Origin of the sequence: Rhodococcus sp. DN22 (assembly GCF_036669995.1) — a bacterium.
In the GTDB taxonomy this organism is placed as follows: Bacteria; Actinomycetota; Actinomycetes; order Mycobacteriales; family Mycobacteriaceae; genus Rhodococcus_F; species Rhodococcus_F erythropolis.
On the sequence record NZ_CP133326.1, the window covers coordinates 1817140 to 1841997 of the forward strand.

Here is a 24858-nt window from a genome sequence, read left to right on the forward strand (position 1 = left end):
ATGAACACTTTTGTCACTTTCACGATCCTGGGCCTGGTCCTGGGATCGGTGTACGCGATCGCCGCCTCCGGGCTGGTACTCACGTACAACACGTCAGGCATCTTCAACTTCGCGCACGGTGCACAGGCAATGCTCGGTGCGTTCATCTACTGGCAGTTGCGCTACGGCTGGGAACTTCCCACTGTCGTTGCCTTGCTGATCTCGTTGGTCCTGGTCGGTCCGCTGATGGGTCTCGGCCTCTACGTCCTGATCATGAAGGGGCTACGCGATACCGCCGAGGTCACCAAAATCGTTGTGACGGTATCGATCCTGCTCGGAATGCTCTCGATTTCCCACTGGTTCTGGCATCCTGAGACCGCCCGAACGATGCAGATGTTCTTCGGTGATCAGTCCAAGATCACGGTGTTCGGCGCGAGCATCCGCTACCACGAGCTGATCTGCATCCTCGTTGCGATCGCTATCGCCGTCGGTCTGCGTATACTTTTCACGCGCACCCGTGCCGGTGTTGCGATGCGCGGCGTCGTCGACGATCCGGAACTACTGCGCCTCAACGGCCACAATCCGGAGCGTCTCGCGGCACTGTCCTGGGCGATGGGTTCGACGCTCGCAGTCCTGGCCGGCATCCTGATCACCCCGATCAGTGGCGGCACACTCGAGGCGAACATGTTGACGCTCTTGGTGATCGACGCGTTTGCCGCGGCCATGTTCGGTCGGTTGCGCAGCATCCCACGCACGTTTGTCGGCGCCGTGGTTCTCGGGCTTGCCGGTACGTACGTATTGGCGTACTTCCCGACCAGTTGGAGTTGGACGTCGAATTTCCGTGTCTCCCTGCCGATGATCGCGCTGTTCGTCGTACTCATCGTCCTACCTCAGGACCGCCTGCGCGGCGCGGTCACTCGCACTCGCGAGCGGTACCACGTTCCGAGCGTACGCAAGGCCGTCGTCTGGGGCGTGGCGCTGATCGTCATCGTGTACCTGATCCGTCTGCTGATGGTGACGTCGGCGGTCACGACACTGACCATCGGAATGACTTTCGCGATCATCGCGCTCTCGCTCACACTCCTCACCGGCTACGCGGGTGAATTGAACTTGGCGCCGGTATCTTTCGGCGCTATCGCGACCATCGTGGCCTTCCACTTCGGGATCTCAGGTTCCGGGTTGGCTGCGCACCTCAACCTGTGGGGCATCGTCGTCGGAGTCCTCGTCACCGCAGTGATCGGTGGCCTCGTCGCCCTGCCGGCGCTGCGGCTCAGAGGGCTGTATCTCGCGCTTGCGACCATGGCATTCGGAGTGTTCCTCTCCAACATGGTCCTTCGCGACACCACCGAACACGAGATGTTCGGCATGAAGTATTCGCTGTTCAAAGACGGCAACATCGCCCTCCCGCCGCTGAAGATCGGCCCGCTCGATCTGAGCAACGAAACGGTGTTCCTGATGACCGTGACCGCGCTGTTCTCGGTACTCGGCGTCGGCGTCATCGCGTTGCGTAACAGCGGCTACGGGCGCCGTCTCGCTGCGATGAAGGACAGCCCGGCTGGTTCGGCTATGCTCGGCCAGAGCCTGGTTCGGCTCAAGCTGAGCGTCTTCATGATTTCTTCGGGGATCGCCGGTCTCGGCGGCATTCTGATGTCGAGCGCGATGGGTTCCGTCTCGGGCGAGAGCTTTGCCATCATGGTCAGCCTCTCGCTGCTCATGCTGACCGTCGTCGCGGGCATCGGATACGTCACCGGCGCGCTGTTCGGTGGGCTCATGGCCGGAATCGGCTTTGCCGTCATCATGGTCTCGTTCACCAATCTGGCTTCGGCGCAACCGGAGTTGGAGGGAATGTGGCTGCTGCTGGGCAACATCGCGGCCGTCAGCCCGGCCCTGATCGGCATCGGTGTCGGCGCGAACCCCAGTGGCACCGTGCACAGCGTGATCGAGGGCTACCGTCGGCTCACCGATGCCAGGCCGGTTCTGATCGGCGGCGCCGCAGTCGTTCTGCTGACCTACGTCCTTGCTCTGACCGGCGTACTCGGCAACTGGTGGTTCGCATCCATCACGATCGCGGTGGTGTTCATGCTGCCCGTGATCGGCGAGATGGTCATGCCCCGTGCGGTTCTCACTCCGGAAGAATTGGCAGCCAAGGCGACAGTCGTTCCCGAAGACGTCGGGATCGACGTCCCGTACAGCCCCGAGATCCGTGACGAGATCGACCGCGAACTGGGGATTCCTCAGTACCAGGGCGGCTCGCCGAAGGAGTTGACCGCCCATGTCTGATGCACCTCTTCTCGAAACACGCGGTGTGAGCGTTCGTTTCGGTGGGCACGTCGCGGTCAAGGACGTTTCGCTCACCGTGCAACCCGGAACCGTGACGGGACTGATCGGACCGAATGGTGCGGGCAAGACGACGCTCTTCAACACCATCACCGGGCTGCAGAAACCCACGTCCGGTCAGGTGTTCCTCGGCGGCGTCGACGTGACGAAGCTGCCGCCGCACAAGCGGGCAGGTCGCGGGCTTGCACGTACCTTCCAGCGGCTCGAACTGTTCGTCTCGCTGTCGGTGCGTGACAACCTGCGTGTCGCCGGAGACATCCACAAGGCGAACGGCCGCAACAAGATCGACGTGGACAGCGAGACGGATCGTCTGCTGGAGCTGACCGGGCTGACGGATGTCGCGGACAAGGACGTCGCGGACATCCCCACCGGACGCGCCCGCGTTGTCGAAGTTGCACGGGCGCTCATGACCGACCCGCGAGTGCTGCTGCTCGACGAACCGGCCTCGGGCCAGACCGAGCAGGAAACCGAGGTCTTTGCCGAGATGCTCACCGAGCTGGCGGCGGGTGGACTTGGAATCTGTCTGGTGGAGCACGACATTCCGCTGGTGATGAAGGTGTGCTCGACCATTCACGTGCTCGACTACGGCGCAGTCCTCGCCTCGGGCGATCCGGAGAAGATCCGGACGGATCCGGAAGTGATCGCGGCCTACATCGGGACCGAGGAGGAGGCGGTATGACTTCAGCGAAAATTGGCAAGGCGAAAATCGACGAGGGCATACGCAGCCCCGACCGCTCCGAACCGTTGCTCGAACTGTCCGGTGTCCGTGCCGGTTACGGATCCATCGAGGTTCTGCACGGGGTGGATCTGGTACTCGAACCGGGCGCAGTGGTGGCGCTGCTCGGGCCCAACGGCGGCGGCAAGACGTCGACGCTCAAGATCTGCTCAGGCGTCCTGCCGGTCACCCGCGGCGAGTTCCGGCTCGCGGGCCAGGTCGTGAACGGCGTCGAGCCTTCGGAGTTGGCGAGGCTGGGCGTCTGCTCCATCCCCGAGGGGCGCGGGATCTTCGCAAACCTGACCGTGCGCGAAAATCTGTGGATCGCCACGGGAACGGGCGTCGGGTTGGCCGAACTCGAAGAGGTTGCGTACAGCAGGTTCCCGATCCTGGGGGAGCGGCGCGGGCAGTTGGCCGGATCGATGTCCGGCGGCGAGCAGCAGATGCTGGCGCTGTCACGGGCGCTCGGCACTCACCCGACGGTGCTCCTGCTCGACGAGCTGTCGATGGGTCTCGCACCGCGAATCGTCTCGCAGATGTACGACGTCGTCGGCTCGCTTGCAGCCGAAGGCATTTCCATTCTCGTCGCCGAGCAGTTCGCACGAGCGGTGCTGCCCATCGCGACCTCGGCCGCACTCATGTTGCAGGGACGCGTCGTGAAGACCGGCGATCCCCTCGACATCGAAAACGAACTTTCTACCAGTTATCTAGGAGGATGACGATGACTACTCTCGCCGAAGATCGCCGTGAGGAATTCAAGAAGAACATCGCAGAGTTGAAGCTGGACAAGAAGCAGGCAGGCGGCGACGCTGCGACGCGCATCGCCGGCCTGGTGCTCATGGTCGTCGGTGTGGTCGGCGCCTTCGTCGTCTACATCTCTTCGCTGACGCTCTCGGACCTGCGGGATCTGGTGTCGTACCAGATCCTCACCGTGGTTTTCCTCGCCCTGACAGTGGTCGGTGCCGCACTCTTCCTGGCCGCATCGGTGGCAAAGGTGCTGCGGCTGTGGTTGGTTCGCCAACTGCTCGAGGGTCAGGCCCAGACAGATCAGATCTCTCAGGCGCTGAGCACGCGCAACTGATCTCTGCGAAGAACCGACAGATGCCCGCCACGAAAGTCGTGGCGGGCATCTGTCACTGCTCGGCTACAGTGGTGTCTCGACTACGCGGACGGTGGCCGGGAATCGCGTCGGATGGGATGGTCCTCCGGGATCTGCACCATCACGATCGGTGTCCCGTCCGGGTCGGCGATCCACATCTCGTGCAGACCCCACGGTTCTTGCCTGGCCTCGCGGGCGATCTTGACTCCGGCGAGAACCAGTTCGGTCTGAGCGGCAGTGAGGTCACGGACCTGCAGCCAGATCGCGCCGCGAAAGCCACCTTCGCCGGTGCCGCCGTGCGCAGCGACTTCGATCAGCCCTTGGCCGGCGAAGAAGACTGTGCCGCCGGGATATTCACGAGCGATCGCCAGACCGAGGGTGTCTCGGTAGAAGCTCAGCGTTCGTTCGTACTCGCTCGGGCGCAATATCGTACGGCTACTCAGAATCTCCACGTCCGACCTCCCTCTCGCACCTACTGTCTCAGAAGTACCAGGGATATGGTGACCAATCGGGATCACGCTTTTCGAGGAACGAGTCGCGACCCTCGACGGCCTCGTCGGTCATGTACGCCAAACGTGTTGCCTCACCGGCGAACAGCTGCTGGCCGACCAACCCGTCGTCCTGCAGGTTGAACGCGTACTTGAGCATCCGCTGTGCCTGCGGCGACTTGCCGTTGATCTTGCCTGCCCAGTCGATCGCGACGTTTTCGAGTTCCGCGTGGTCGACAACCTTGTTGACCGCGCCCATCTGATGCATTTCCTCGGCGGTGTACGTCTCACCCAGGAAGAAGATCTCGCGAGCGAACTTCTGGCCCACCATCTTTGCCAGATAGGCGCTGCCGTAGCCGCCGTCGAAGCTTCCGACGTCGGCGTCGGTCTGCTTGAACCGTGCGTGCTCGCGGCTGGCGAGCGTCAGGTCGCACACCACGTGCAGGCTGTGACCGCCGCCCGCAGCCCAACCGTTGACCAGGCAGATCACGACCTTCGGCATGAAGCGGATCAGGCGCTGGACCTCGAGGATGTGAAGGCGTCCGGCGCGTGCTTTGTCGACGGTGTCCGCCGTTTCACCTTCGGCGTACTGGTAGCCACTGCGGCCACGGATGCGCTGGTCTCCGCCCGAGCAGAACGCCCAGCCGCCGTCCTTCTCGCTCGGTCCGTTGCCGGTGAGCAGGACCGCTCCCACGTCGGAGGTCATACGGGCGTGATCGAGCGCGCGGTACAACTCGTCGACGGTGTGCGGGCGGAACGCATTACGTACTTCCGGTCGGTCGAAGGCGACGCGAACGGTGCCTTGACTGACGTGCCGGTGGTACGTGATGTCGGTGAGGTTCTCGAATCCGGGAACAGGGCGCCAGAGCTGCGGGTTGAAGGTCACCTCAGTCACGATAGAGGCACGCCTCGCGTGTCTAACGGATGCCTGAGGTAGAACACGTTCCCGGGCGCGCTAACGTGCAGGTCATGAGCGAACAAACCGCAGACGGCACGGAGATCGTCACAGACGGTGAGAAGCGGGGCGGATTTCCACGGTTCCGGCACACTCCTGCAGGTCCGGACTTCGGCCGCTTCGTCGAAGCGATGCGCAGGTTGCAGGACCTTGCCGTCTCGACCAATGTTCCCGACGACGTACTCGCTGACATCGCTACGCAGGCCGAGGAGCTTGCCGATCGGTTGACTCCGTACGAGGTGCCGGAGGGCAAGTCGCCCGCGGGCTCGAACATCCAACTGCCCGGACGCGGCAGCCTCCTCATGCTCCCGTGGATGGTCGAGAAGTTCGACACCGAAGGAGTCCGCAGTACCGGCGTCTTCCGCCGCTACCACCTGGGCGGCAACGGTGCCGCTCACGGCGGCGTCCTGCCCTTGCTGTTCGACGACGTCTTCGGGATGACGGTCCACGCGGGTGGTCGTCCGATTTCCCGGACCGGCTACCTCCACATCAACTACCGTGCGATCACTCCGCTCAACACGCAACTGGTGATCGAAGGGAAGGTGGATCGGGTCGAGGGTCGCAAGACCTTTGTCAGCGCACGCCTGACCGACCTCGACGGCAAGCTCCTCGCCGACGGTGAGGCGCTCATGATCGAACTGCTTCCAGGACAGCCCTGAGATGTTCCCCTCGTTCGACGATCTGATCTCGGACGCCGTGGTGCTCGCGCTGCCGATGCGAGTTCGCTTTCGCGGCATCACGACTCGTGAGGCTCTGCTCGTTCGTGGCCCGGCCGGGTGGGGAGAATTCGCACCGTTCGTCGAGTACGACGACGACGAGGCGTCGCAGTGGTTGCTCGCCGGGATCGAGGCGGCGTGGCTGGGTCCGCCGCCTGCGCTTCGTCACGCCGTTCCCGTCAACGCCACCGTGCCGGCGATCGACGCCTCTACCGTTCCGCAATTGTTGGAGCGCTTCCCCGGGGCCCGGACCGCCAAGGTCAAGGTCGCCGAGAAGGGGCAGTCGTTGGCGCAGGACGTCGCCCGGGTGAACGAGGTGCGTCGGCACATCCCGAACGTGCGCGTCGACGCCAACGGCGGGTGGAGTGTGGACGAGGCGATCACGGCTTTGCGAGCGATCACCGAAGACGGTGAACTCGAATATGCGGAGCAGCCGTGTGCAAGCGTCGAGGAACTGGTCAGCGTCCGCGCCGCGGGGACCGGTGTGCGGATCGCTGCAGACGAGAGCATTCGCCGTGCCGAGGACCCGTTGCGCGTCGTACGAGCCGGGGGAGCGGACGTAGCCGTCGTGAAGGTGCCCCCGCTGGGCGGAATGCGTGCTGTGGTGGCGCTGTCGGCGCAGCTGGCGGACTACGGGGTGCCGGTGGTGGTATCGAGTGCGCTGGACACGGCTGTGGGGATGTCCGCGGGACTGGCGGCCGCGGCAGCCTTGCCCAGGCTTCCGTTTGCCTGCGGCCTCGGCACGGGCGGCCTGTTCGTCCGGGATATCGCGGTCACCGGAGCAGCCGTCGACGGCGCTTTGTCCGTTGGTGCCGTCGAGCCTGATCCGGTTCTGCTCGAGACGCTGGCCGCGCCCGCGGACCGGCGCGACTGGTGGTTGGAGAGGGCCAGGCGCTGCCATCGGATACTCGGCAGTAGAGACCTGCCGAATTTCGTATAGTCTCGGGCGCGACCTGATGAACATCAGTGAAGAATGAAGGGATCGAAAGTGGTTGCAGCTCTGAACGAAACCCTGCTCGAGGAATCACGGGTTCCCGCGGTCGTCGCGGACGTGCAGACCTTGATCGACGCAGAGGTTTCGGATAAGTCGGGGGCCTCAGGGCTGGCTCTCAAGGGTGGCTACGGCGCGGTCAAGAAGGTGAGCCCGTCCATCGTGCCGGACGCCGTCACCGCGCTTCTGCCGGCTTTCGTGGCAAAGCTCGAGCCGTACTGGCAGGAATTCTCGGCTTCCGGTGAAGGCAGCTTCGCCGATTTCATCAGCGCCCGCGGTGACGCGGTTGCCGATTCCCTCCTCGAGGTGACGGACGAGCGTATCGAAGGTAGCGACAAGGCCGTCGTCAAGTCGATGTACTCGAAGCTGCGCGGTTCGGCCAAGAAGCATGTGACTGCAGCTCTGCCGCGTCTGGGCGATGTGATCCAGAAGCACGCTGCATAAGCGAACGTAAGACAACGAGCGGCCCGGGAGTTTCTCCCGGGCCGCTCGTTTTTTTGCATTCGTTTGTCAGTGAGCCGAATGTCCGTGGCGCCAGAAGCCGGTGAAGGTGATGTCCGTCTTGGCGAACTTTCGGTCGTTCACGAGATGCCGACGCAGCCCGGTGGTGAGTGCCTGTTCGCCGGCGACAAACGTGTAGGACGGCCCCTCGGGCAGTTCGGCGGCGCGGACGGTCTCGAGGGTCAGAACACCCGGCGTTGCGTGTTCGTCCTCGCGAACGAGCCAATGCACGTTGACGTTCGCCAACTCCGGAATGTCTTGCTTGTCTTCGATGTTCGGAATCTCGACGAAGACCTCGGCACGCAGGTCTGCCGGCGCGGTTTCCAGAATGCCGATGATCGCCGGAAGTGCGCTCTCGTCGCCGACGAGCAGTTGCCACTTGGCCTCGGGTGTGGGGTTGTAGATGCAGCCTTCGTCGAGGAGGGCGACATTGTCGCCGGTCGACGCGGTGTCCGCCCACGCGGATGCCGGGCCGATGTCGCCGTGATAGGCGAAGTCGATGTCGATCTCCGTGGTCTCACCGAAGAGACCGGATCCGGCAGCACGGTAGGCGCGAATCGTGTAGTTGCGCACGACCGGTCGCGTGTCCTTGGACATCAACAGGTACTGCGCGTACCAGAGATTGCTTGCCGCGCTCGGCAACCGGAGTTCGCTCTGGCCGACCTGCGGGATGAACATGCGGAACCACTGATCGGCACCCATCGGTGCGATGGTGGACAGCTCTTCGCCGGCAATGGTCACTCGGATGAAGCTCGGGCTGATTCGTTTGTTCGCCACGACCTGCGCCGACACAATGCTGCGTGAGGCCGGTTTCACGAACTTGGCGCGCTTGGCCATGACTGGTTGCTCCCTGATTAGCTGTTACTCGTACCTAATCAGGTAACCCTAACCTGATTTACGGCCGGTGTGGAGTGGTGGGTCTGTCCTTTTCGACGACTTCGGGAGGAAGACCCCACTGCGCTCGGCCAAGTCGGCTCATCGGTGCGATTGCCGCGAAGTCCGGTAACCCGTCGTCGGCGACAGCCTCGGGACGTACTGCGACCGCGACCACATTTCCCATCACGACAAATGAATTACCGACCTCGATGACCTGGTGAAGCGTGCATTCGATGGCGATCGGGGAGTCGGCGACCCGGACGGGGCGAACCCGCTCGCTCGGTTCGCTACGGATGTTCAACTCGAGAAATTCGTCGGCCTCGGCGTCGTAGAAGGCCGAACTCTTGTTCACCACGTCTGCGAGCGTGGCGGTCGCCAGGTTGATCACGAATTCGCCGGTCGCTTCGATGTTGCGCAGACTGTCCTTGCGTCCGACCGACGTGAACTGCACGATCGGCGGCGCCGAACTTGCCACGGTGAAAAAGCTGTACGGAGCCAGATTGCCGACGCCGTCCGCCGACAGGGTGGACACCCAGGCAATCGGCCGGGGGACCACCGAAGCGGTGAGTAACTGATAGAACCGGCGGGGTTCGAGCTCGGCTGGATCGAAGAGTGTGCGCACCCACACATAATGCCGCTGTCCCCGCCCCTGGGCATGCTTGCACCCGAACATCTGACACTCTTGAAGGCGTGAATCCGTCCACTGCACAAGCCACAGCCGTCGTCGACGAACTGGTTCGTGGTGGCGTGCGTGAAGTCGTGCTGTGTCCAGGCTCTCGCAACGCGCCCCTCGCATTTGCCCTCCAGGCCGCCGATCTCGACGGCCGGTTGCGTCTGCACATGCGGATCGACGAGCGGACAGCAGGCTTTCTGGCACTCGGACTGGCAATCGCCGGGAAACGACCGGTCCCCATCGTGATGACCTCCGGGACCGCCGTCGCGAATCTCGGACCTGCTGTCCTCGAGTCGAACTATGCGCGAGTGCCGCTGGTGGTCCTGAGCGCCAACCGGCCTTACGAGATGCTCGGCACCGGCGCCAACCAGACCGTCGAGCAGCTCGGGCTCTTCGGCAGTCAGGTTCGCGCAACCATCAGCCTGGGCTTGGCCGAAGACGATTCGACGCAGAACAGCCAGTGGCGCTCGGCGGTCTGCCGGGTCCTCGCCGCTGCCCGCGGAACCAGATCCGGAAACGCGGGTCCGGTGCATTTCGACATCCCGCTCCGAGAGCCGCTGGTGCCGGACGTGCACGTCCATGGCCCGGTTCCGGAGGGCCGTCCAGGCGGTGCAGCCTGGACCACCACGCAGAACGCGACGCTCGATGTTCCGGTCGATCTGGACCTCACCGCCGATACGGTGGTCATTTCCGGACACGGCAGCGCACTTCGGCCTGAGCTGGCCGGCCTGCCGACGGTGGCCGAGCCGACGGCTCCGATGCACGGGATCGCACTGCATCCACTCGCGCTCTCACAACTCAAGCCCAAGCAGGCGATCATCACCGGCCGCCCGACGTTGCATCGTCAGGTCTCGAAGGTTTTGGCCGACCCGAGCGTCGACGTCTACGCGCTGACCACCGGGCCGCGCTGGCCCGACGTATCCGGCAACGTGCTCGCCACCGGAACCAGGGCAGTGGTCACCGGGACGCCCGATCCCGCCTGGATCGCACGCTGCGCCGCGCTGACCGAACACGCCGAAACTGCCGTCCGCAAGCAACTCGACGCCCACCCCAAAGCCACCGGCCTGCACGTGGCAGCTGCCGTGATGGATGCACTCGCGGACGGCGACCAGCTTCTGCTCGGCGCGTCCAACCCCGTTCGCGACGCGGCCCTCGTGAGCTATTCCAAGCCCGCCGTGCGGGTGCTGTCCAATCGCGGGGTCGCAGGTATCGACGGCACCGTCTCGGCGGCGGTCGGTGCCGCACTGGCATACGAGGGCGGCCGGACCGTCGCTCTCATGGGCGACCTGACCTTCCTGCACGACGCGTCCGGGCTGCTGATCGGGACCGGTGAGCCGAGGCCGAGCGACCTCACCATCGTCGTGGCCAACGACGACGGCGGCGGCATCTTCGAACTCCTCGAACAAGGCGACCCGCAGTACGCCGGCGTCTTCGAGCGAGTGTTCGGAACACCGCACGGCATGGACCTCGCTGCGCTGTGCGCGGCCTACCGCGTGCCGCACGCAGCCGTCACCGTCGACGCCCTGGCAACGACGCTGGCGCAACCCGCAAACGGCATTCGTGTGCTCGAAGTCGCGACAGATCGCAGTGGACTGCGCGAACTCCACGCTTCCGTGCGAGCACAGCTGTGACGCAAACGGTTCTGCGGCGCTTCCGCATCGGCGTACTCGTGGTTGCGGTCGGCATTTCGGTGCTCGCGGTGATCCTGGTTCTCGGTGCCTGGCGCAACGATCGGACCATCGAATCGAACATGGGGACCGCAACCGCCGAGGTGCTCTCGGCAGGCTCGCTACGTTCGGCGATCAGCTTCGTGACACCGGACGGCGCGAATCACAACCCTGAACTCGGCGTGCTCTACCCCACCAATCTGACTGTGGGACAACGCATCGAGGTGGAGTACTCCAAAGCCGACCCTGATTTGGTCCGGGTAGCGGGACGCAACGCGACGGTGGCGCTGATCCCGGCGGGATCGGTGATCGTCGTGACGTGGCTCCTGGCTGGACCGTCGATCTGGTACCTGCGCAAGCGGGAAGCGGGAGCTCCGGGATCGGCGCCGGTCGCCTCGAGTTAGTTCGCGCTTCGCCGGAACTTCACACGAACATGACGTGGACTTTTCCTGGCCCTGTCACCGTTCTCGGTGTGAGAGTAGCCATCGTTGCGGAGTCATTCCTGCCCAACATGAACGGCGTCACCAACTCGGTACTACGCGTGCTCGAACACCTCGATCGCACTGGCCACGACGCCATGGTCATTGCGCCGGACACTGTCGGATCCGACACCTCTGCCGCCACCGAACACGAAGGTGTTCAGGTGGTTCGGGTGCCCGCCGTCATGGTGCCCAAAGTCAGTTCACTCCCCGTCGGCCTGCCACAACCGCGTCTGACGACGGCCGTGCGGACCTTCGCGCCCGACGTCGTCCATCTGGCGTCGCCGTTCCTGCTCGGCGCCGGGGGAGTGGCCGTCGCCAAGCGGCTCGCGATACCCACCGTCGCGGTTTACCAGACCGACGTCGCCGGATTTGCCGAAAGCTACGGTCTCGGCGTCACCAGTCGCGCCGCGTGGGCGTGGACCCGTCGAATCCACAAGAGCTGCAACAGGACCCTTGCACCCTCCACGTCGGCAGTCGACGCCCTCGAAGAGCACGGAATTCCGCGCGTGCACCGGTGGGCCCGCGGCGTCGACGCACAACGATTCGCACCTTCGCGTCGTAGCTCGGCGTTGCGGCATTCGTGGATCGGCGACAGCGACAGGTTGGTGGTCGGCTTCGTCGGTCGCCTCGCGCCCGAAAAGCATGTCGAGCGACTGGCCGTGCTGGCGGCCGATCCCAGCGTGCAGATCGTGATCGTCGGAGACGGTCCGGATCGCGAGAACCTACGACGACTGATGCCGGATGCGATCTTCACCGGACAACTCGGCGGTACCGCGCTGGCCGACGCCTATGCGAGCCTGGACGTATTCGTTCACCCCGGCGAGCACGAGACCTTCTGCCAGGCGGTTCAGGAAGCCCTCGCGAGCGGTGTACCTGTCGTCGGACCGGACGCCGGCGGACCACGTGACCTGATCTCGCATTGCCGCAACGGCTACCTCCTGCCGACGGACAGGTTCACCGAACTCCTGCCAAGCGCAGTCGACGCACTTCGTCAGCGTGATCTGCGGGTGCAGTTCGGCTCCGCGGCGAGGCGCTCGGTGCTGCACCGGACCTGGCCGGCAATCTGCGAAGAGTTGCTCCGTCACTACGAGGACGTGCAGGGCCTCGGGTGGCGAACGGGTGCCAGAGCAGCCTGAACGCCCTCGCTGCCCGAGGGTTGGTAGCGTTTCGGGTGTGGCCACTACACACGGAACCCGAGCAACTCTCGAGAAGCAACCGCACGAAGTCGCGTCGATGTTCGACGACGTCGCGGAGCGATACGACCTCACCAACACCGTGCTGTCCTTCGGCCAGGACAAGGGTTGGCGCAAGGCCACCCGCGAAGCCCTCGACCTCAAGCCGGGAGAGAAGGTACTCGACCTCGCCGCCGGCACCGGAGTCTCGACCGTCGAACTGGGGCGCTCCGGTGCCTGGTGCGTCGCCACCGATTTCTCCAAGGGAATGCTCAAGGCCGGAATCTCGCGCAAAGTTCCGATGGTCGCAGGTGACGCGATGTACCTGCCCTATGCCGACAACGTGTTCGATGCCGCGACGATTTCCTTCGGCCTGCGCAACGTCTCCGACTTCGAAGCCGGACTGCGCGAGATCGCCCGCGTCACCAAGCCGGGCGGACGTCTCGTCGTCAGCGAGTTCTCGACGCCCGTCTTCGGGCCCTTCCGCACGGTCTACATGGAGTACCTCATGAAGGCGCTCCCGCAGGTCGCACGCACCGTCAGCAGCAACCCCGACGCCTACGTCTACCTCGCCGAATCGATCCGCGCCTGGCCGACCCAGGAAGAGCTGGCACGCAAGATCGAGGCTGCCGGGTGGAAGAACGTCAAGTGGCGCAACCTCACCGGCGGCATCGTGGCGCTGCATTACGCCACTGCCTGAACTGCTGTGCGCCTTTATTAACCCCCGGCGGTTAATAAAGGCGCACAGCACTTGCTCAACCGAACAACGGCCGGGAGTCGATCTTTCTCGACGCGGCCCCCGACGCACGCCATGCCTTCGCCGTCAGATCGGCGTCGGCGTCGGTGACGAGGTTTCCCATCACCCGAACGGCGACCGTCATCAGTGCCCGTGAGCGCATCGCGATCGGGCCCGAGGCGGGCAGGAATTGCGGAACCGTCAGCAGGCCTGCGAGCCGGCGCGCGACCGAGAATGCCTGCCCGTAATGCTCCCGAAGCACGGTCGGCCACAGCTCCGTGAGGTCGTCGGCGCCGAGCTGTTCGACCACCAGACGTCCGCCTTCGAGGCCGTAGTCGATGCCCTCACCGTTGAGCGGGTTCACGCACGCTGCGGCGTCGCCGATCACGGCCCAGTTGCGTCCGGCGATGTTGGAGACGGCGCCGCCCATGGGTAGCAAAGCCGAAGCGACGGAATGAATTTCGCTGCTCCACTGCCACTCGCTTCGGCGCTGGTCGGTGTACAAGTCGAGCAAGGGACGCAGGGCACCCGGCGCCGGGCGCTTGGATGTCGCCAGTGTCCCGACGCCGATGTTCACCTCGCCGGTGCCGAGCGGGAAGATCCAGCCGTACCCCGCCTGCAACGTGCCCTCGGCGTCCCGCAGTTCCAGATGCGAGGTGATCCACGGATCGGCGCTGCGCGGCGTCGCGACGTAAGCGCGTGCCGCGACGCCGTACGCGGTGTCCCGGTGCCACTGCCGTCCCAGCTTCTTGCCGAGCGTCGAGCGAACGCCGTCGGCGATGATCAGCGTCCGGCAACGAAGAGTGCTGCGTCCCGAGGGGCCGGCGAGTACGACGGCGGCTACTCGATCACCGTCGAGTTCGACGTCGACGGCCTTGGTGCCCTCGACCATGACCGCGCCGGATTCGACGGCGCACCGGCGAATGGCGTCGTCGAGTTCGGTCCGGGGGATCGCACTGCCGATCGGCGGGAACGACGTCCCTGGCCACTCGAGTTCGAGTTCTTGGCCGAAGCCGGACAACCGTAGTCCCTTGTTCGTCGTATGTGACCGAACCCACTCGCCGAGGCCGAGGAGATCCAGTTCGGCCACGGCGCGCGGAGTGAGTCCATCACCACAAGTCTTGTCTCGCGGGAACACGGCAGCGTCCACCAGCACGACGTCTCGGCCACTGCGGGCGGCCCATGCCGCGGCCGAAGAACCCGCGGGACCTGCGCCGATGACCACAATGTCGGTTTCGGCCGGAAGCGAATCGACGACGGGGGACTGCTCTTCTACGGACACACTCACATCTTCCCAGGCTCGCGATCGCCACCGTGGCGAGGCCGTCCCGAGTGCGAACCGCTAGGTTCACTACCGTGGGAACCGAGCCGTCACTGACGACAGGAATGGGTACTGACATCGTGAGCACCGAAAAGACTGCTGCCGACGCAACCGCATCGAGCACCGTCGTTGCAGGCATCGACCTGGGCGACGAACAGCTCGCCGCAGTAGTGCGTGGTGGACTCTCCGATGTCGAGGAGTTGTTGGTCAGCGAGCTGTCCGACGGCGAAGACTTCCTCACCGAGGCCGCGCTGCATCTCGCGCGAGCCGGTGGAAAGCGCTTCCGTCCGTTGTTCACGATCCTGACCGCGCAACTCGGACCGGTGCCGAACGATCCGTCGATCATCACCGCAGCGACTGTCACCGAACTCGTTCACCTGGCGACGCTCTATCACGACGACGTCATGGACGAGGCGTCCATGCGGCGCGGAGCACCCAGCGCCAACGCCCGCTGGGGAAACAGCGTGGCGATCCTGGCCGGCGACTATCTGTTCGCGCACGCATCACGCCTGGTATCGACGCTCGGACCTGAAGCCGTTCGGATCATCGCCGAAACCTTTGCAGAACTGGTCACCGGCCAGATGCGCGAGACGATCGGCGTCAAGAAGGAACAGGATCCGGTCGAGCATTACCTCAAGGTCGTGTGGGAGAAGACCGGATCGCTCATCGCTGCATCCGGACGATTCGGCGGCACCTTCTCCGGCGCCGACGCAGCTCACATCGAGCGCCTCGAGCGCCTGGGTGACGCCGTCGGCACCGCGTTCCAGATCTCCGACGACATCATCGACATCTCGTCCGTATCGGCGCAGTCCGGAAAGACTCCGGGCACCGACCTGCGCGAGGGTGTCCACACCCTGCCCGTCCTGTACGCGTTCCGCGAAGAAGGAGCCGACGCAGATCGCCTGCGGGAGCTGCTCACGGGCCCGGTCACCGAAGACGCACTGGTAGAAGAAGCTCTCGAACTGCTCGAGCGTTCGCCGGGCATGGTCAAGGCGAAGGCAAAGCTGGGCGAGTACGCAGTCTCGGCAAAGGCCCAGTTGGCCGAGCTCCCGCAGGGACCGGCGAACGAAGCGCTCGTGCGCCTCGTGGACTACACGATCGAACGAGTCGGCTGACGCACCTGGGGTGAAACCCTGACGACCCTGGGTGGGAACCCTGATGACCCTGTCCTTCGTTGACTGAACAGAACCGGTGCATACGCCGGGAGTTCGGGTGAGCCTTCGGCTCCAGCGAGGCAAGAGGTGAGCAGTTTGCACGGCTACGCGAACGGTGCGAAGACATTCGGGTTGTTGGTGGGGATGTCGGCGCTGATCGTCTTCATCGGCTCGCTGTTCAACAGCCCGTTCCTTCTGTGGGGGTCCGTTCTGTTTGCCGTCGGCATGAATGCCTACGTCTACTTCAACAGCGACAAGCTGGCGCTTCGATCGATGCGCGCCCAGCCCATCACCGAGGTCGAGGCACCGGCGATCTACCGGATCGTGCGCGAACTCGCCACGACGGCGCACCAACCGATGCCCAGGCTGTACATCAGCCCCACGAACGCCCCGAACGCGTTTGCCACCGGTCGTAGCCCTCGTCACGCCGCGGTGTGCGTGACCAGCGGCATCATGCAGATCCTGAACGAACGCGAACTGCGCGCCGTACTCGGGCACGAACTCTCCCACGTCTACAACCGGGACATTTTGATCTCGTCCGTGGCCGGCGCGATGGCCAGCGTCATCTCTGGCCTGGCCAACTTCGCGATGTACGCGAGCATCTTCGGTGGCCGAGGGAACGGGCAGGGAAGTAATCCGATCGCCTTGCTGCTCGTCTCCCTACTGGGACCGATCGCGGCAACCGTGGTCAAGCTGGCCGTTTCGCGCTCTCGCGAGTATCAGGCTGATCAATCGGGAGCCGAGCTCACCGGTGACCCATTGGCGTTGGCGTCGGCGCTGCGCAAGCTCGAGTCGGGCGTGGCAGCCGCGCCGTTGCCGCCTGAGCCCAAGCTCGCGGCGCAGTCCCACCTGATGATTGCCAACCCCTTCAGAGCGGGGGACAAGGTGAGCAAGCTGTTCTCGACGCATCCGCCCATGGCGGACCGGATCGAGCGTTTGGAGAAGATGGCCGGGATGTAGGGCCTTCGGCCCCTGTGCGCGGTTAGGTAGTCCCAGGACTCCTTAACCGCGCACAGGGGCGCAGCCTCTACTACCGGTAGTTCACGAACTGCAGGGCGATCCCGAAGTCCTCACCCTTGAGCAGGGAGATGACGCCCTGGAGGTCGTCGCGCTTCTTGCTGCTCACACGAAGTTCCTCACCCTGGATCTGCGCCTTGACGCCCTTGGGGCCCTCGTCGCGAATCTTCTTGGTGATCTTCTTCGCGTTCTCGCTGCTGATGCCCTGGACCAAGGTTCCGGACAGCTTGTAGATCTTTCCGGACTGCGCCGGCTCGCCGGCATCGAATGCCTTCAGCGAGATGTCACGACGGATCAACTTCTCCTTGAACACGTCGAGGGCGGCCAGCAGTCGCTCCTCGGTGTCGGCGTTCAACGTGATCGTCTCTTCACCAGACCACTCGATCGACGCTCCCGTGTTTCGGAAGTCGAAACGCGTGGTCAACTCCTTGGCAGCCTGATGCAGGGCGTTGTCCACCTCTTGACGGTCAACCTTGCTCACCACGTCGAAGGACGAATCAGCCACTTCACACTCCCGCTTTCCGGTAGTTCACGAACATCGAGTTCTGCCCACCTTCCATACCGGTGGACACCTCGACGTTATCGGGTCGGCACCGCCCGTTACCACCCGGTTTGCAAAATGGGGGTGTGTTCGTTGTATTCTTCTCACCGCACCGAGGAAGCCGTTTTCGGCCGCCGCACGTCGCGATATACTTGCGAATGCGCCGGATCGAAGCCTGGTGCAAGCACGGCAGATTGCCCGAGCGGCCAATGGGAGCGGACTGTAAATCCGTCGGCTTATGCCTACGTAGGTTCGAATCCTACATCTGCCACACCAAGTCAGCCCCGATTCTCTTTACGAGAGTCGGGGCTGACTTTTTTGTGCTTGTTCCGAGGTCGGGTGGGCGTTGGTGACGCCAGCGCGGCTGTGGCTCAGGGGCCTCGGGAGTGCTTCTGGGGATGCCTTCGGGGGAGTGCGGGGTCAACTTGGTTCCCGCAAAGCCCTCGCCAGCGGCCCCGATCGGTGCAACAATGGGCTCCGGCACCATTTTTGCCCCGATGACCAGCGGATTTGGTGCTGGCGCTCGTTCGTGTGTAATCTTTCGGAGGCTTCAAGAGAGCGGCAACGCACTCCTGAGCCACGCCCCCTTAGCTCAGTCGGTAGAGCGTTTCCATGGTAAGGAAAAGGTCAACGGTTCGATTCCGTTAGGGGGCTCGCTGGATTGTGGTGCCGTGCTTTCCGCGCGACACTCGACACCGAGGCGGTGTAGCTCAGTTGGTAGAGCAAACGACTCATAATCGTTGCGTCGCCGGTTCAAGTCCGGTCACCGCTACACAATATGCATGATCCACCCTGATTGCTCGTAATCAGATACACCCGAAAGAAGGCATCCCGTGGCCTCCTCGACCGACGTTCGGCCCAAGATCACCTTGGCCTGCGAGGTATGCAAGCACCGCAACTACATCACCAAGAAGAATCGGCGCAACGACCCCGATCGCCTGGAGCTCAAGAAGTTCTGCCCCAACTGCGGAACCCACCAGTCGCATCGCGAGTCGAAGTAGTAAGTCCTTAACAGGACGACGATTTTCGCGGAAGACCCTCTCGGGGCCTGCGTCTTCGGGTCCTAGCTAGAAGAGAGTCTCACCGCGTGACAGATTTGCAAGAGAACCAGGCAGCGGCCGAGGTCCCTACGGACCCGGCCGCTCATGCCGTCCAGATGGTCGGTCACCACTATCGTGTCGAAGACTTCTACGAGGTCGGACGCGAGAAGGTGCGCGAGTTCGCTCGCGCCGTCCAGGACGCGCATCCTGCGCACTACGACGAATCGGCAGCCAAAGGCCTCGGATACGACGGCCTGATTGCTCCCATTACGTTCGTCGCCATCGTGGGTGCCATTGCTCAGCGACGTCTGTTCGAAGAGATCGTCACAGGCTACGACTTGAGTCAGATTCTTCAGACCGATCAGCGACTGGTGCTGCACAAGCCCATGCAGGTCGGTGACCGACTCTTCTGCGATGTTTTCCTGGATTCGTTCAGGCAGGCCGCAGGTAGCGACATCATCGTGACCAAGAACATCATCACCGATCAGAACGACGAAGCAGTTGTCACCACGTGGACAACGCTTGTTGCTCGAACGGGTGGGGAAGTGGACGAGAACATCGCCCACGCAGTCAAGGACGTGATGATGCATGTCGCTTCGTAAATTTTCCGACGTGAGTGTCGGCGAACTTCTCCCCGAGAAGTCCGTCACCCTGACGCGTGGAAACCTCGCCAACTACGCGGGTGTTTCGGGAGATCCCAATCCGATTCACTTCAGTGACGAGGTCGCACGACTTGCCGGCTTGCCGGACGTCGTCGCGCACGGCATGCTCTCCATGGGCATCGGTGCCGGCTACGTCACCGAATGGCTGGGGGATCCGGGCGCAGTGACCGAGTACAACGTACGGTTCACGAGCCCGGTGATCGTGGCAGCCGACAAGGCTGCCGAGATCGAGTTCACCGCCAAGGTGAAGTCGATCGACGAAGAAAGCAAGACCGCAGTACTGGCAATCGTGGCCAAGTCCGAAGGTAAGAAGATCTTCGGTCGTGCCACCGCCACGGTCCGTCTAGCCTGATCGCAGGGCGGATTGTGTTTGTTCCGGGGCTTTGAAGTACACTGAGATTTCTGGGATTCCTCAGCGCTGCGCGCTGCCCTGAATGTTGCAAGACATTCACCTCGGGTAGCGCGTATGTTGTGTGATCGCAGAACGGTTGATTCAGGCAGGGTCCACCTGTCGATGTCAACCAAAGGGGCGTAGCTCAACTGGCAGAGCAGCGGTCTCCAAAACCGCAGGTTGCAGGTTCAAGTCCTGTCGCCCCTGCCCCCGGATGCCAGCGACTGAGAGGAACGACGTGAGCGAGGAGCGCGCCAAGCGCGACGCCGACACTTCGGATGCGGAGACTTCAACGTCTGCCGATTCGACCGGTGTCGACGACACTGCAGCTGACGCGACTACGCGTTCCGATCTGTCGTTGGACAAGGACGGTGCCGAGAAGGCTCCCTCCGCATCCAGTGGGGTTTCCAACAAGCCGACCGGCAAGCGCGCTGCACGCGGCGCCTCGGTCAGCGCGTCCACCGTGAAGACTCCGGCCCGGACGGCATCCCGGACATCTTCGGCCAAGCCGACTGCAACGAACCCCGGCAAGAAGCCCAAGGCGAAGAAGGACAACATCTTCAAGCGCCTGCGCAAATTCTTCCGCGAGGTCATCGCAGAACTCCGTAAGGTCATCTGGCCGAACCGCAAGCAGATGATCACCTACACCAGCGTCGTGCTGACGTTCGTGGTCTTCATGGTCGCTTTCATCAGCGGCGTCGATATCGCTGTGATCAAGGGTGTCACCTGGCTGTTCGGCTGATCGCCGTAGCAGTCGGGCGTCTTTGCCTGCGAGCGCGACAAGACCCGACCCGGGTCCGAGTAACGAGAGGAAGCGAGTGCCCCAGTGAGCACCCCCGAGAACGACACGAATGAGGCTTTGGCCGAAGAGCGTGTTTCTGCCGAGGCGGCAGCCGAAGTAGACGTCGTGGTTGCCGAAGGCACCGATGCAGACGTTGCCGAAGGCACTGATGCAGACGCTGCAGCGACCGAGGACGTCATCTCCGACGATGCCGAGAACTCCGACGAGGCCGCTCCCGCCGCCGAGCTCGAGGTCGAGGATCCCGTTGCCGAACTCAAGGCTGCGCTGCGTCGCGCCCCGGGTGACTGGTACGTCATCCACTCGTACGCCGGTTACGAGAACAAGGTCAAGACCAACCTCGAGACTCGCGTTCAGAACCTCGACGTCGGTGACTACATCTTCCAGGTGGAAGTTCCCACCGAAGAGGTCACCGAGATCAAGAACGGCCAGCGCAAGCAGGTCAATCGCAAGGTTCTGCCCGGATACATCCTCGTTCGCATGGAGCTCAACGACGAGTCGTGGGGCGCAGTGCGCAACACGCCTGGCGTCACCGGTTTTGTCGGTGCCACGTCGCGTCCCTCGCCGCTGACCCTCAACGAGGTCGTCAAGTTCCTGCTCCCGCAGCAGGAGCAGAAGAAGCAGCAGGCTGCAGCGGCCGCCGTCGCAGCAGGCGAGGCACCGTCCGAGTCCTTCGGCAAGCCCCTCATCGAGGTCGACTTCGAGGTCGGCGAGTCGGTCACCGTCATGGACGGCCCGTTCGCAACCCTTCCGGCCAGCATCAGCGAGGTCAACGGCGAGCAGCAGAAGCTCAAGGTTCTCGTGTCGATCTTCGGTCGTGAAACCCCGGTTGAGCTCAACTTCAACCAGGTCGCGAAGATCTGACCACCCCAAAACTTGCAATTTGTTCGACGCAAGACACACACCCAAGCTAGAAACTAGGAACTAGAGATGCCCCCAAAGAAGAAGAAGCTCGCCGGGCTCATCAAGCTGCAGATCCAGGCAGGTCAGGCTAACCCTGCACCTCCCGTGGGTCCCGCGCTCGGTCAGCACGGCGTGAACATCATGGAGTTCTGCAAGGCCTACAACGCGGCGACTGAGTCCCAGCGCGGCAACGTTGTGCCGGTCGAGATCTCGGTCTACGAAGACCGGACCTTCGATTTCAAGCTGAAGACCCCTCCCGCCGCCAAGCTGCTCCTCAAGGCAGCCGGCGTCGCCAAGGGCTCCGGCGAACCGCACAAGACCAAGGTTGCCTCGGTGACCATGGATCAGGTGCGCGAAATCGCGAAGACCAAGGCTGAAGACCTCAATGCCAATGACATCGAGCAGGCCGCGAAGATCATCGCCGGCACCGCTCGTTCCATGGGCATCACGGTCCAGGGCTAATAGTCCGCTCCACAGCACTACGTGGGAGGGCCGGCCAGGCCCCGACCACAACTGAACCATTCACCACTGCACAGGTAATTCGCTGCAGTGATAAGTAAGGACAGAACAAATGGCAAAGCGCAGCAAGGCGTACCTCGCCGCCGCTGAGAAGATCGACGCAGACAAGCTCTACAGCCCGCTTCAGGCTGCAAAGCTCGCCAAGGAGACGTCGTCCACCAAGATGGATGCAACCGTTGAGGTTGCAGTTCGTCTGGGCGTCGACCCCCGTAAGGCTGACCAGATGGTCCGCGGAACGGTCAACCTGCCCCACGGCACCGGTAAGACCGCTCGCGTCATCGTGTTCGCTGTTGGCGAGAAGGCAGCAGAAGCCGAGGCTGCAGGCGCTGACGTAGTCGGTGCAGAAGACCTGATCGAGCGCATCCAGGGTGGATGGGTCGATTTCGACGCCGCAATCGCGACTCCTGATCAGATGGCCAAGGTCGGCCGCATCGCCCGTGTCCTCGGACCGCGTGGCCTGATGCCGAACCCGAAGACGGGCACCGTCACGGCGGATGTCACCAAGGCTGTCAACGACATCAAGGGCGGAAAGATCAACTTCCGCGTCGACAAGCAGGCCAACCTGCACTTCGTCATCGGCAAGGCATCGTTCGACGATGAGAAGCTGGTGGAGAACTACGGCGCAGCCCTGGACGAGATCCTGCGTGCGAAGCCCTCGTCGGCCAAGGGTCGCTACGTGAAGAAGATCACGGTCTCGACCACCACCGGTCCGGGCATCCCGGTGGATCCGAACCGTACTCGCAACCTCCTCGAGGATGCTGCAGACGCGTAAGCAGTCCGCATACGAACAAGAAGGCCGGCAGGGATCACTCCCTGCCGGCCTTCTTGTCTGTTTCGGGAGAGGGTGATCCCTGCCGGTGGTACCGGTCCAACGGTGGTATCGATCCAACGGTGGTATCGATCTAACGGTGGCATCATCGGGGTATGCACGAAGCGTTCCAGTTCCTCGGAAACTTTTGGTGGCTGATCTTCGTTTTCGGCGGCACCATCGGTGGGGCGCTGAAAGGTGTCGCGGTTGCCAACGAAAGGCGGATCGAGCGCCGGCAAGAGCGCTTCCGGCTCAAGCAGGAGACCAAGGTCGCCATCGCGCAGGCCAACGCACAACATCACGCCGACGAAGAAACACAGCGCCGAGAGCTGGCCAAGGCCATCGAGCAGCACGATGCGGTCGACGCCCGATGGTTCTCGTACGAGCTCGATCCGGTCACACTGCTCGACACTCCGATGATGACGGACATGCGTGAGCCTTTGACGGCCGATTTTCATCGAGCCAAATATCGGGCCGATCTGCTCCGTCCAGGCAATCCGGAGACGATGATCGGCAACCAGCAGGCACAAACCGAGTACCGCGAGGCGGTGCACGCTTACTCGATCGCCTTCGAGATCGCGGAAGCGGAGGCGAAGCGTCGCCGACGGAGCGGATTCACCCTCGACGAACAAGAGCGCCTGGTAAGGGCGCAACGTCTGCTGCGCCTGGCCATGGACGATGGCGCGACGCCACAGGAACGTCAGAGTGCGTATCGGAAGGCTCACAAGGAACTCGACGGGCTGCTGGTGCTGCCGGACCGAGCTCGGGCAGAGATCGAACACAAGATCGCCAGGGCCATCGGTGCTTGAAGAAACCGGGTGCTTGAAGAAACCAGCTGCGTGACGAACCCGATTTGGTTATGCAGCGAGCAGTCAGGTAGTCTTCGACGCGGAGTTCAGTGCTGGATATGAACTTCACCCCAAAATCATGTTCTACCCAAGACCGTTGGTGATTGCACTCAGTAATGAGTGTGGTTGAAAGTCCGGGAATGCCCGGCGGCCCACGTAGGTGAACGAGGTAGGGGGATAGCTTGATGTAGTGGTTCTACAGTTTGCCTGGTTATGCACTGCTTTGCGTTGCATCGTTACGCTGATTCGTAAGCCTCTTCTTCATGTTTCCTCTGTACGCCCCGTGCGCTTGCGCCGGGGCGTTTTGCATGTCGCGGACTGTGTCTTCTCGGGTTCACCCCGATGAGGTGCAGCGGTTCCTGAGTGGGACAACGACTGTCACGAGAGGAGGCGAAGTATGGCAAAGCCTGAGAAGGTTTCCGCAGTTGCGGAAATCACCGAGCAGTTCAAGGGTTCGACCGCCGCTGTGGTCACGGAATACCGTGGCCTTTCGGTTGGCAACATCACGACACTGCGACGCGCTCTCGGAGAAGGTGCCACCTACTCCGTCGCCAAGAACACCCTGGTCAAGCGTGCCGCCGCAGAGGCTGGCATCGAGGGCCTTGATGACCTGTTCGTTGGTCCGACCGCCATTGCATTCATCAAGGGCGAACCGGTCGACGCTGCGAAGGCTCTGAAGAACTTCGCTAAGGACAACAAGGCGCTCATCATCAAGGGCGGCTACATGGACGGCGCTGCGCTGTCCGTGGAAGAGGTCAACAAGATCGCGGATCTCGAATCCCGCGAAATCCTGTTGGCAAAGCTTGCCGGCGCGATGAAGGGCAACTTGGCAAAGGCCGCAGGCCTGTTCAATGCTCCCGCTTCGCAGATGGCCCGTTTGGCCGCTGCCCTGCAGGAGAAGAAGGCCGCAGAAGGCGGAGCCGCAGAGGCCCCCGCAGAGGCTGCCACCGAGGCTCCGGCCGAGGCCGAAGCCGAAAGCTGATCCGCACCCGCGCATCACTGCTATAACCCCGCCCGGTCGCGGATCAGCGACATGGGACTTACAGGAAGGACCGCCACAATGGCGAAGCTCAGCACCGAAGAGTTGTTGGACCAGTTCAAGGAGCTCACCCTCCTCGAGCTCTCGGAGTTCGTTAAGGCATTCGAGGAGACCTTCGAGGTCACCGCTGCTGCTCCCGTCGCCGTCGCCGCTGCAGGCGCACCGGCTGCCGGCGCAGAAGCTGCTGAAGAGCAGGACGAGTTCGACGTCGTCCTCGAGTCGGCTGGCGACAAGAAGATCCAGGTCATCAAGGTCGTCCGTGAGGTCGTTTCCGGCCTCGGCCTGAAGGAAGCCAAGGACCTCGTCGAGAGCGCTCCGAAGGCCATCCTCGAGAAGGTTGCCAAGGACGCCGCAGAGGCTGCCAAGGAAAAGCTCGAAGCTGCCGGCGCAAAGATCGTCATCAAGTAAGACGGTTTTCCCGCTGCTCTT

The 24858-nt window shown here is 63.2% G+C and carries 29 protein-coding genes and 4 tRNA genes; 27 read left to right on the plus strand and 6 right to left on the minus strand.

Annotated elements, in window-relative coordinates; all coding sequences use genetic code 11:
- Genes RA302_RS08475 through RA302_RS08490 form a run of 4 tightly spaced genes read left to right on the plus strand, consistent with a single transcriptional unit; the run spans window position 1 to window position 4112 of the window.
- Window positions 1–2259, plus strand: a complete 2259-nt coding sequence (locus tag RA302_RS08475; RefSeq protein WP_019744331.1) for an ABC transporter permease — start codon at window positions 1–3, stop codon at window positions 2257–2259.
- Window positions 2252–2995, plus strand: coding sequence for an ABC transporter ATP-binding protein (locus RA302_RS08480; RefSeq protein ID WP_020968954.1), 744 nt, complete (start codon window positions 2252–2254; stop codon window positions 2993–2995). Before RA302_RS08475 ends, RA302_RS08480 begins: the two co-directional genes overlap by 8 nt.
- Window positions 2992–3750 (plus strand): ABC transporter ATP-binding protein, encoded by a 759-nt coding sequence (locus RA302_RS08485; RefSeq protein WP_046378221.1) that lies wholly within the window; start codon window positions 2992–2994, stop codon window positions 3748–3750. The genes RA302_RS08480 and RA302_RS08485 overlap by 4 nt, the downstream gene beginning before the upstream one ends.
- A 2-nt stretch (window positions 3751–3752) precedes the next feature.
- A complete protein-coding gene (locus tag RA302_RS08490) occupies window positions 3753–4112 on the plus strand; it encodes a hypothetical protein (protein WP_003942018.1) in 360 nt (119 codons plus the stop codon).
- Window positions 4113–4192: 80 nt separating this feature from the next.
- Here the strand turns inward: RA302_RS08490 and RA302_RS08495 are convergent, their stop codons facing one another.
- Together RA302_RS08495 and RA302_RS08500 are read right to left on the minus strand one after the other, a co-directional pair.
- On the minus strand, window positions 4193–4582 hold the full coding sequence (locus tag RA302_RS08495) for a VOC family protein (RefSeq protein WP_019744328.1): 390 nt from the start codon (window positions 4580–4582) through the stop codon (window positions 4193–4195).
- A gap of 28 nt (window positions 4583–4610) precedes the next feature.
- Window positions 4611–5504, minus strand: coding sequence for a 1,4-dihydroxy-2-naphthoyl-CoA synthase (locus RA302_RS08500; RefSeq protein WP_024487301.1), 894 nt, complete (start codon window positions 5502–5504; stop codon window positions 4611–4613).
- Window positions 5505–5587: 83 nt separating this feature from the next.
- On the opposite strand from RA302_RS08500, the gene RA302_RS08505 reads away from it, so the two are divergent.
- From RA302_RS08505 to RA302_RS08515, 3 genes are read left to right on the plus strand one after another with little or no spacing between them, the layout of a single operon-like run.
- Entirely contained in the window at window positions 5588–6232 is a 645-nt protein-coding gene (locus RA302_RS08505) for a PaaI family thioesterase (protein WP_024487302.1), read from the plus strand.
- Window position 6233: 1 nt separating this feature from the next.
- Window positions 6234–7229 (plus strand): o-succinylbenzoate synthase, encoded by a 996-nt coding sequence (locus RA302_RS08510; protein WP_060939061.1) that lies wholly within the window; start codon window positions 6234–6236, stop codon window positions 7227–7229.
- Between the two features lie 48 nt (window positions 7230–7277).
- On the plus strand, window positions 7278–7724 hold the full coding sequence (locus RA302_RS08515; protein WP_003941973.1) for a hypothetical protein: 447 nt from the start codon (window positions 7278–7280) through the stop codon (window positions 7722–7724).
- A gap of 66 nt (window positions 7725–7790) precedes the next feature.
- On the opposite strand, the gene RA302_RS08520 is transcribed toward RA302_RS08515, so the two are convergent.
- Both RA302_RS08520 and RA302_RS08525 read right to left on the minus strand, forming a co-directional pair.
- Window positions 7791–8618 (minus strand): siderophore-interacting protein, encoded by an 828-nt coding sequence (locus RA302_RS08520; protein WP_020968957.1) that lies wholly within the window; start codon window positions 8616–8618, stop codon window positions 7791–7793.
- A 58-nt stretch (window positions 8619–8676) separates the two neighbouring features.
- Window positions 8677–9279, minus strand: coding sequence for a flavin reductase family protein (locus RA302_RS08525; protein ID WP_021343457.1), 603 nt, complete (start codon window positions 9277–9279; stop codon window positions 8677–8679).
- 68 nt (window positions 9280–9347) lie between these two features.
- On the opposite strand from RA302_RS08525, the gene menD reads away from it, so the two are divergent.
- The 4 genes from menD to RA302_RS08545 all read left to right on the plus strand — a co-directional run bounded on the left by menD (window position 9348) and on the right by RA302_RS08545 (window position 13351).
- Window positions 9348–10961 (plus strand): 2-succinyl-5-enolpyruvyl-6-hydroxy-3-cyclohexene-1-carboxylic-acid synthase, encoded by a 1614-nt coding sequence (gene menD / locus RA302_RS08530; RefSeq protein ID WP_338480175.1) that lies wholly within the window; start codon window positions 9348–9350, stop codon window positions 10959–10961.
- A complete protein-coding gene (locus RA302_RS08535; RefSeq protein ID WP_020968960.1) occupies window positions 10958–11401 on the plus strand; it encodes a DUF3592 domain-containing protein in 444 nt (147 codons plus the stop codon). The genes menD and RA302_RS08535 overlap by 4 nt, the downstream gene beginning before the upstream one ends.
- Window positions 11402–11469: 68 nt before the next feature.
- Window positions 11470–12615: a glycosyltransferase family 1 protein gene (locus RA302_RS08540; RefSeq protein WP_211917858.1), complete on the plus strand. Its 1146-nt coding sequence runs from the start codon at window positions 11470–11472 to the stop codon at window positions 12613–12615.
- A gap of 37 nt (window positions 12616–12652) precedes the next feature.
- The gene (locus RA302_RS08545) at window positions 12653–13351 is read left to right on the plus strand and encodes a demethylmenaquinone methyltransferase (protein WP_003941879.1); all 699 of its coding nucleotides are present in this window, start codon (window positions 12653–12655) and stop codon (window positions 13349–13351) included.
- 55 nt (window positions 13352–13406) lie between these two features.
- Here RA302_RS08545 and RA302_RS08550 read toward each other — a convergent pair whose 3' ends face one another.
- A complete protein-coding gene (locus tag RA302_RS08550; RefSeq protein ID WP_020906816.1) occupies window positions 13407–14675 on the minus strand; it encodes a geranylgeranyl reductase family protein in 1269 nt (422 codons plus the stop codon).
- Between the two features lie 98 nt (window positions 14676–14773).
- Between RA302_RS08550 and RA302_RS08555 the strand changes: the two genes are divergently transcribed.
- Window positions 14774–15823, plus strand: a complete 1050-nt coding sequence (locus tag RA302_RS08555; protein WP_336505181.1) for a polyprenyl synthetase family protein — start codon at window positions 14774–14776, stop codon at window positions 15821–15823.
- A gap of 135 nt (window positions 15824–15958) precedes the next feature.
- The gene (gene htpX / locus RA302_RS08560) at window positions 15959–16822 is read left to right on the plus strand and encodes a zinc metalloprotease HtpX (RefSeq protein ID WP_029254860.1); all 864 of its coding nucleotides are present in this window, start codon (window positions 15959–15961) and stop codon (window positions 16820–16822) included.
- Window positions 16823–16892: 70 nt separating this feature from the next.
- Here the strand turns inward: htpX and RA302_RS08565 are convergent, their stop codons facing one another.
- Entirely contained in the window at window positions 16893–17384 is a 492-nt protein-coding gene (locus RA302_RS08565) for a YajQ family cyclic di-GMP-binding protein (RefSeq protein ID WP_003941854.1), read from the minus strand.
- A 224-nt stretch (window positions 17385–17608) separates the two neighbouring features.
- On the opposite strand from RA302_RS08565, the gene RA302_RS08570 reads away from it, so the two are divergent.
- From RA302_RS08570 to rplL, 14 genes are all read left to right on the plus strand, one after another.
- Window positions 17609–17691, plus strand: a tRNA-Tyr gene (locus RA302_RS08570).
- 310 nt (window positions 17692–18001) lie between these two features.
- Window positions 18002–18074: transfer RNA gene (locus RA302_RS08575), tRNA-Thr, on the plus strand.
- A gap of 45 nt (window positions 18075–18119) precedes the next feature.
- A tRNA-Met gene (locus tag RA302_RS08580) sits at window positions 18120–18192 on the plus strand.
- 61 nt (window positions 18193–18253) lie between these two features.
- On the plus strand, window positions 18254–18421 hold the full coding sequence (gene rpmG, locus RA302_RS08585) for a 50S ribosomal protein L33 (protein WP_003941903.1): 168 nt from the start codon (window positions 18254–18256) through the stop codon (window positions 18419–18421).
- 86 nt (window positions 18422–18507) lie between these two features.
- Window positions 18508–19062 (plus strand): (3R)-hydroxyacyl-ACP dehydratase subunit HadA, encoded by a 555-nt coding sequence (gene hadA, locus RA302_RS08590; RefSeq protein WP_019744315.1) that lies wholly within the window; start codon window positions 18508–18510, stop codon window positions 19060–19062.
- The gene (gene hadB, locus RA302_RS08595; protein ID WP_003941909.1) at window positions 19049–19474 is read left to right on the plus strand and encodes a (3R)-hydroxyacyl-ACP dehydratase subunit HadB; all 426 of its coding nucleotides are present in this window, start codon (window positions 19049–19051) and stop codon (window positions 19472–19474) included. The genes hadA and hadB overlap by 14 nt, the downstream gene beginning before the upstream one ends.
- Window positions 19475–19647: 173 nt before the next feature.
- A tRNA-Trp gene (locus RA302_RS08600) sits at window positions 19648–19720 on the plus strand.
- A 31-nt stretch (window positions 19721–19751) separates the two neighbouring features.
- A complete protein-coding gene (gene secE / locus RA302_RS08605; RefSeq protein WP_020968963.1) occupies window positions 19752–20255 on the plus strand; it encodes a preprotein translocase subunit SecE in 504 nt (167 codons plus the stop codon).
- 84 nt (window positions 20256–20339) lie between these two features.
- Entirely contained in the window at window positions 20340–21176 is an 837-nt protein-coding gene (nusG, locus tag RA302_RS08610) for a transcription termination/antitermination protein NusG (RefSeq protein WP_003942049.1), read from the plus strand.
- A gap of 66 nt (window positions 21177–21242) precedes the next feature.
- A complete protein-coding gene (gene rplK / locus RA302_RS08615) occupies window positions 21243–21677 on the plus strand; it encodes a 50S ribosomal protein L11 (protein ID WP_003941896.1) in 435 nt (144 codons plus the stop codon).
- A gap of 109 nt (window positions 21678–21786) precedes the next feature.
- Window positions 21787–22506 carry a 50S ribosomal protein L1 gene (gene rplA, locus RA302_RS08620; RefSeq protein WP_003941982.1) on the plus strand — a complete coding sequence of 240 codons (720 nt, stop codon included), beginning with the start codon at window positions 21787–21789 and terminating at the stop codon, window positions 22504–22506.
- A gap of 152 nt (window positions 22507–22658) precedes the next feature.
- Window positions 22659–23351 carry a hypothetical protein gene (locus RA302_RS08625; protein ID WP_019744313.1) on the plus strand — a complete coding sequence of 231 codons (693 nt, stop codon included), beginning with the start codon at window positions 22659–22661 and terminating at the stop codon, window positions 23349–23351.
- 436 nt (window positions 23352–23787) lie between these two features.
- Window positions 23788–24372 carry a 50S ribosomal protein L10 gene (rplJ, locus tag RA302_RS08630; RefSeq protein ID WP_003942074.1) on the plus strand — a complete coding sequence of 195 codons (585 nt, stop codon included), beginning with the start codon at window positions 23788–23790 and terminating at the stop codon, window positions 24370–24372.
- 78 nt (window positions 24373–24450) lie between these two features.
- On the plus strand, window positions 24451–24837 hold the full coding sequence (gene rplL, locus RA302_RS08635; RefSeq protein WP_003941857.1) for a 50S ribosomal protein L7/L12: 387 nt from the start codon (window positions 24451–24453) through the stop codon (window positions 24835–24837).
- Window positions 24838–24858 lie beyond the last annotated feature (21 nt).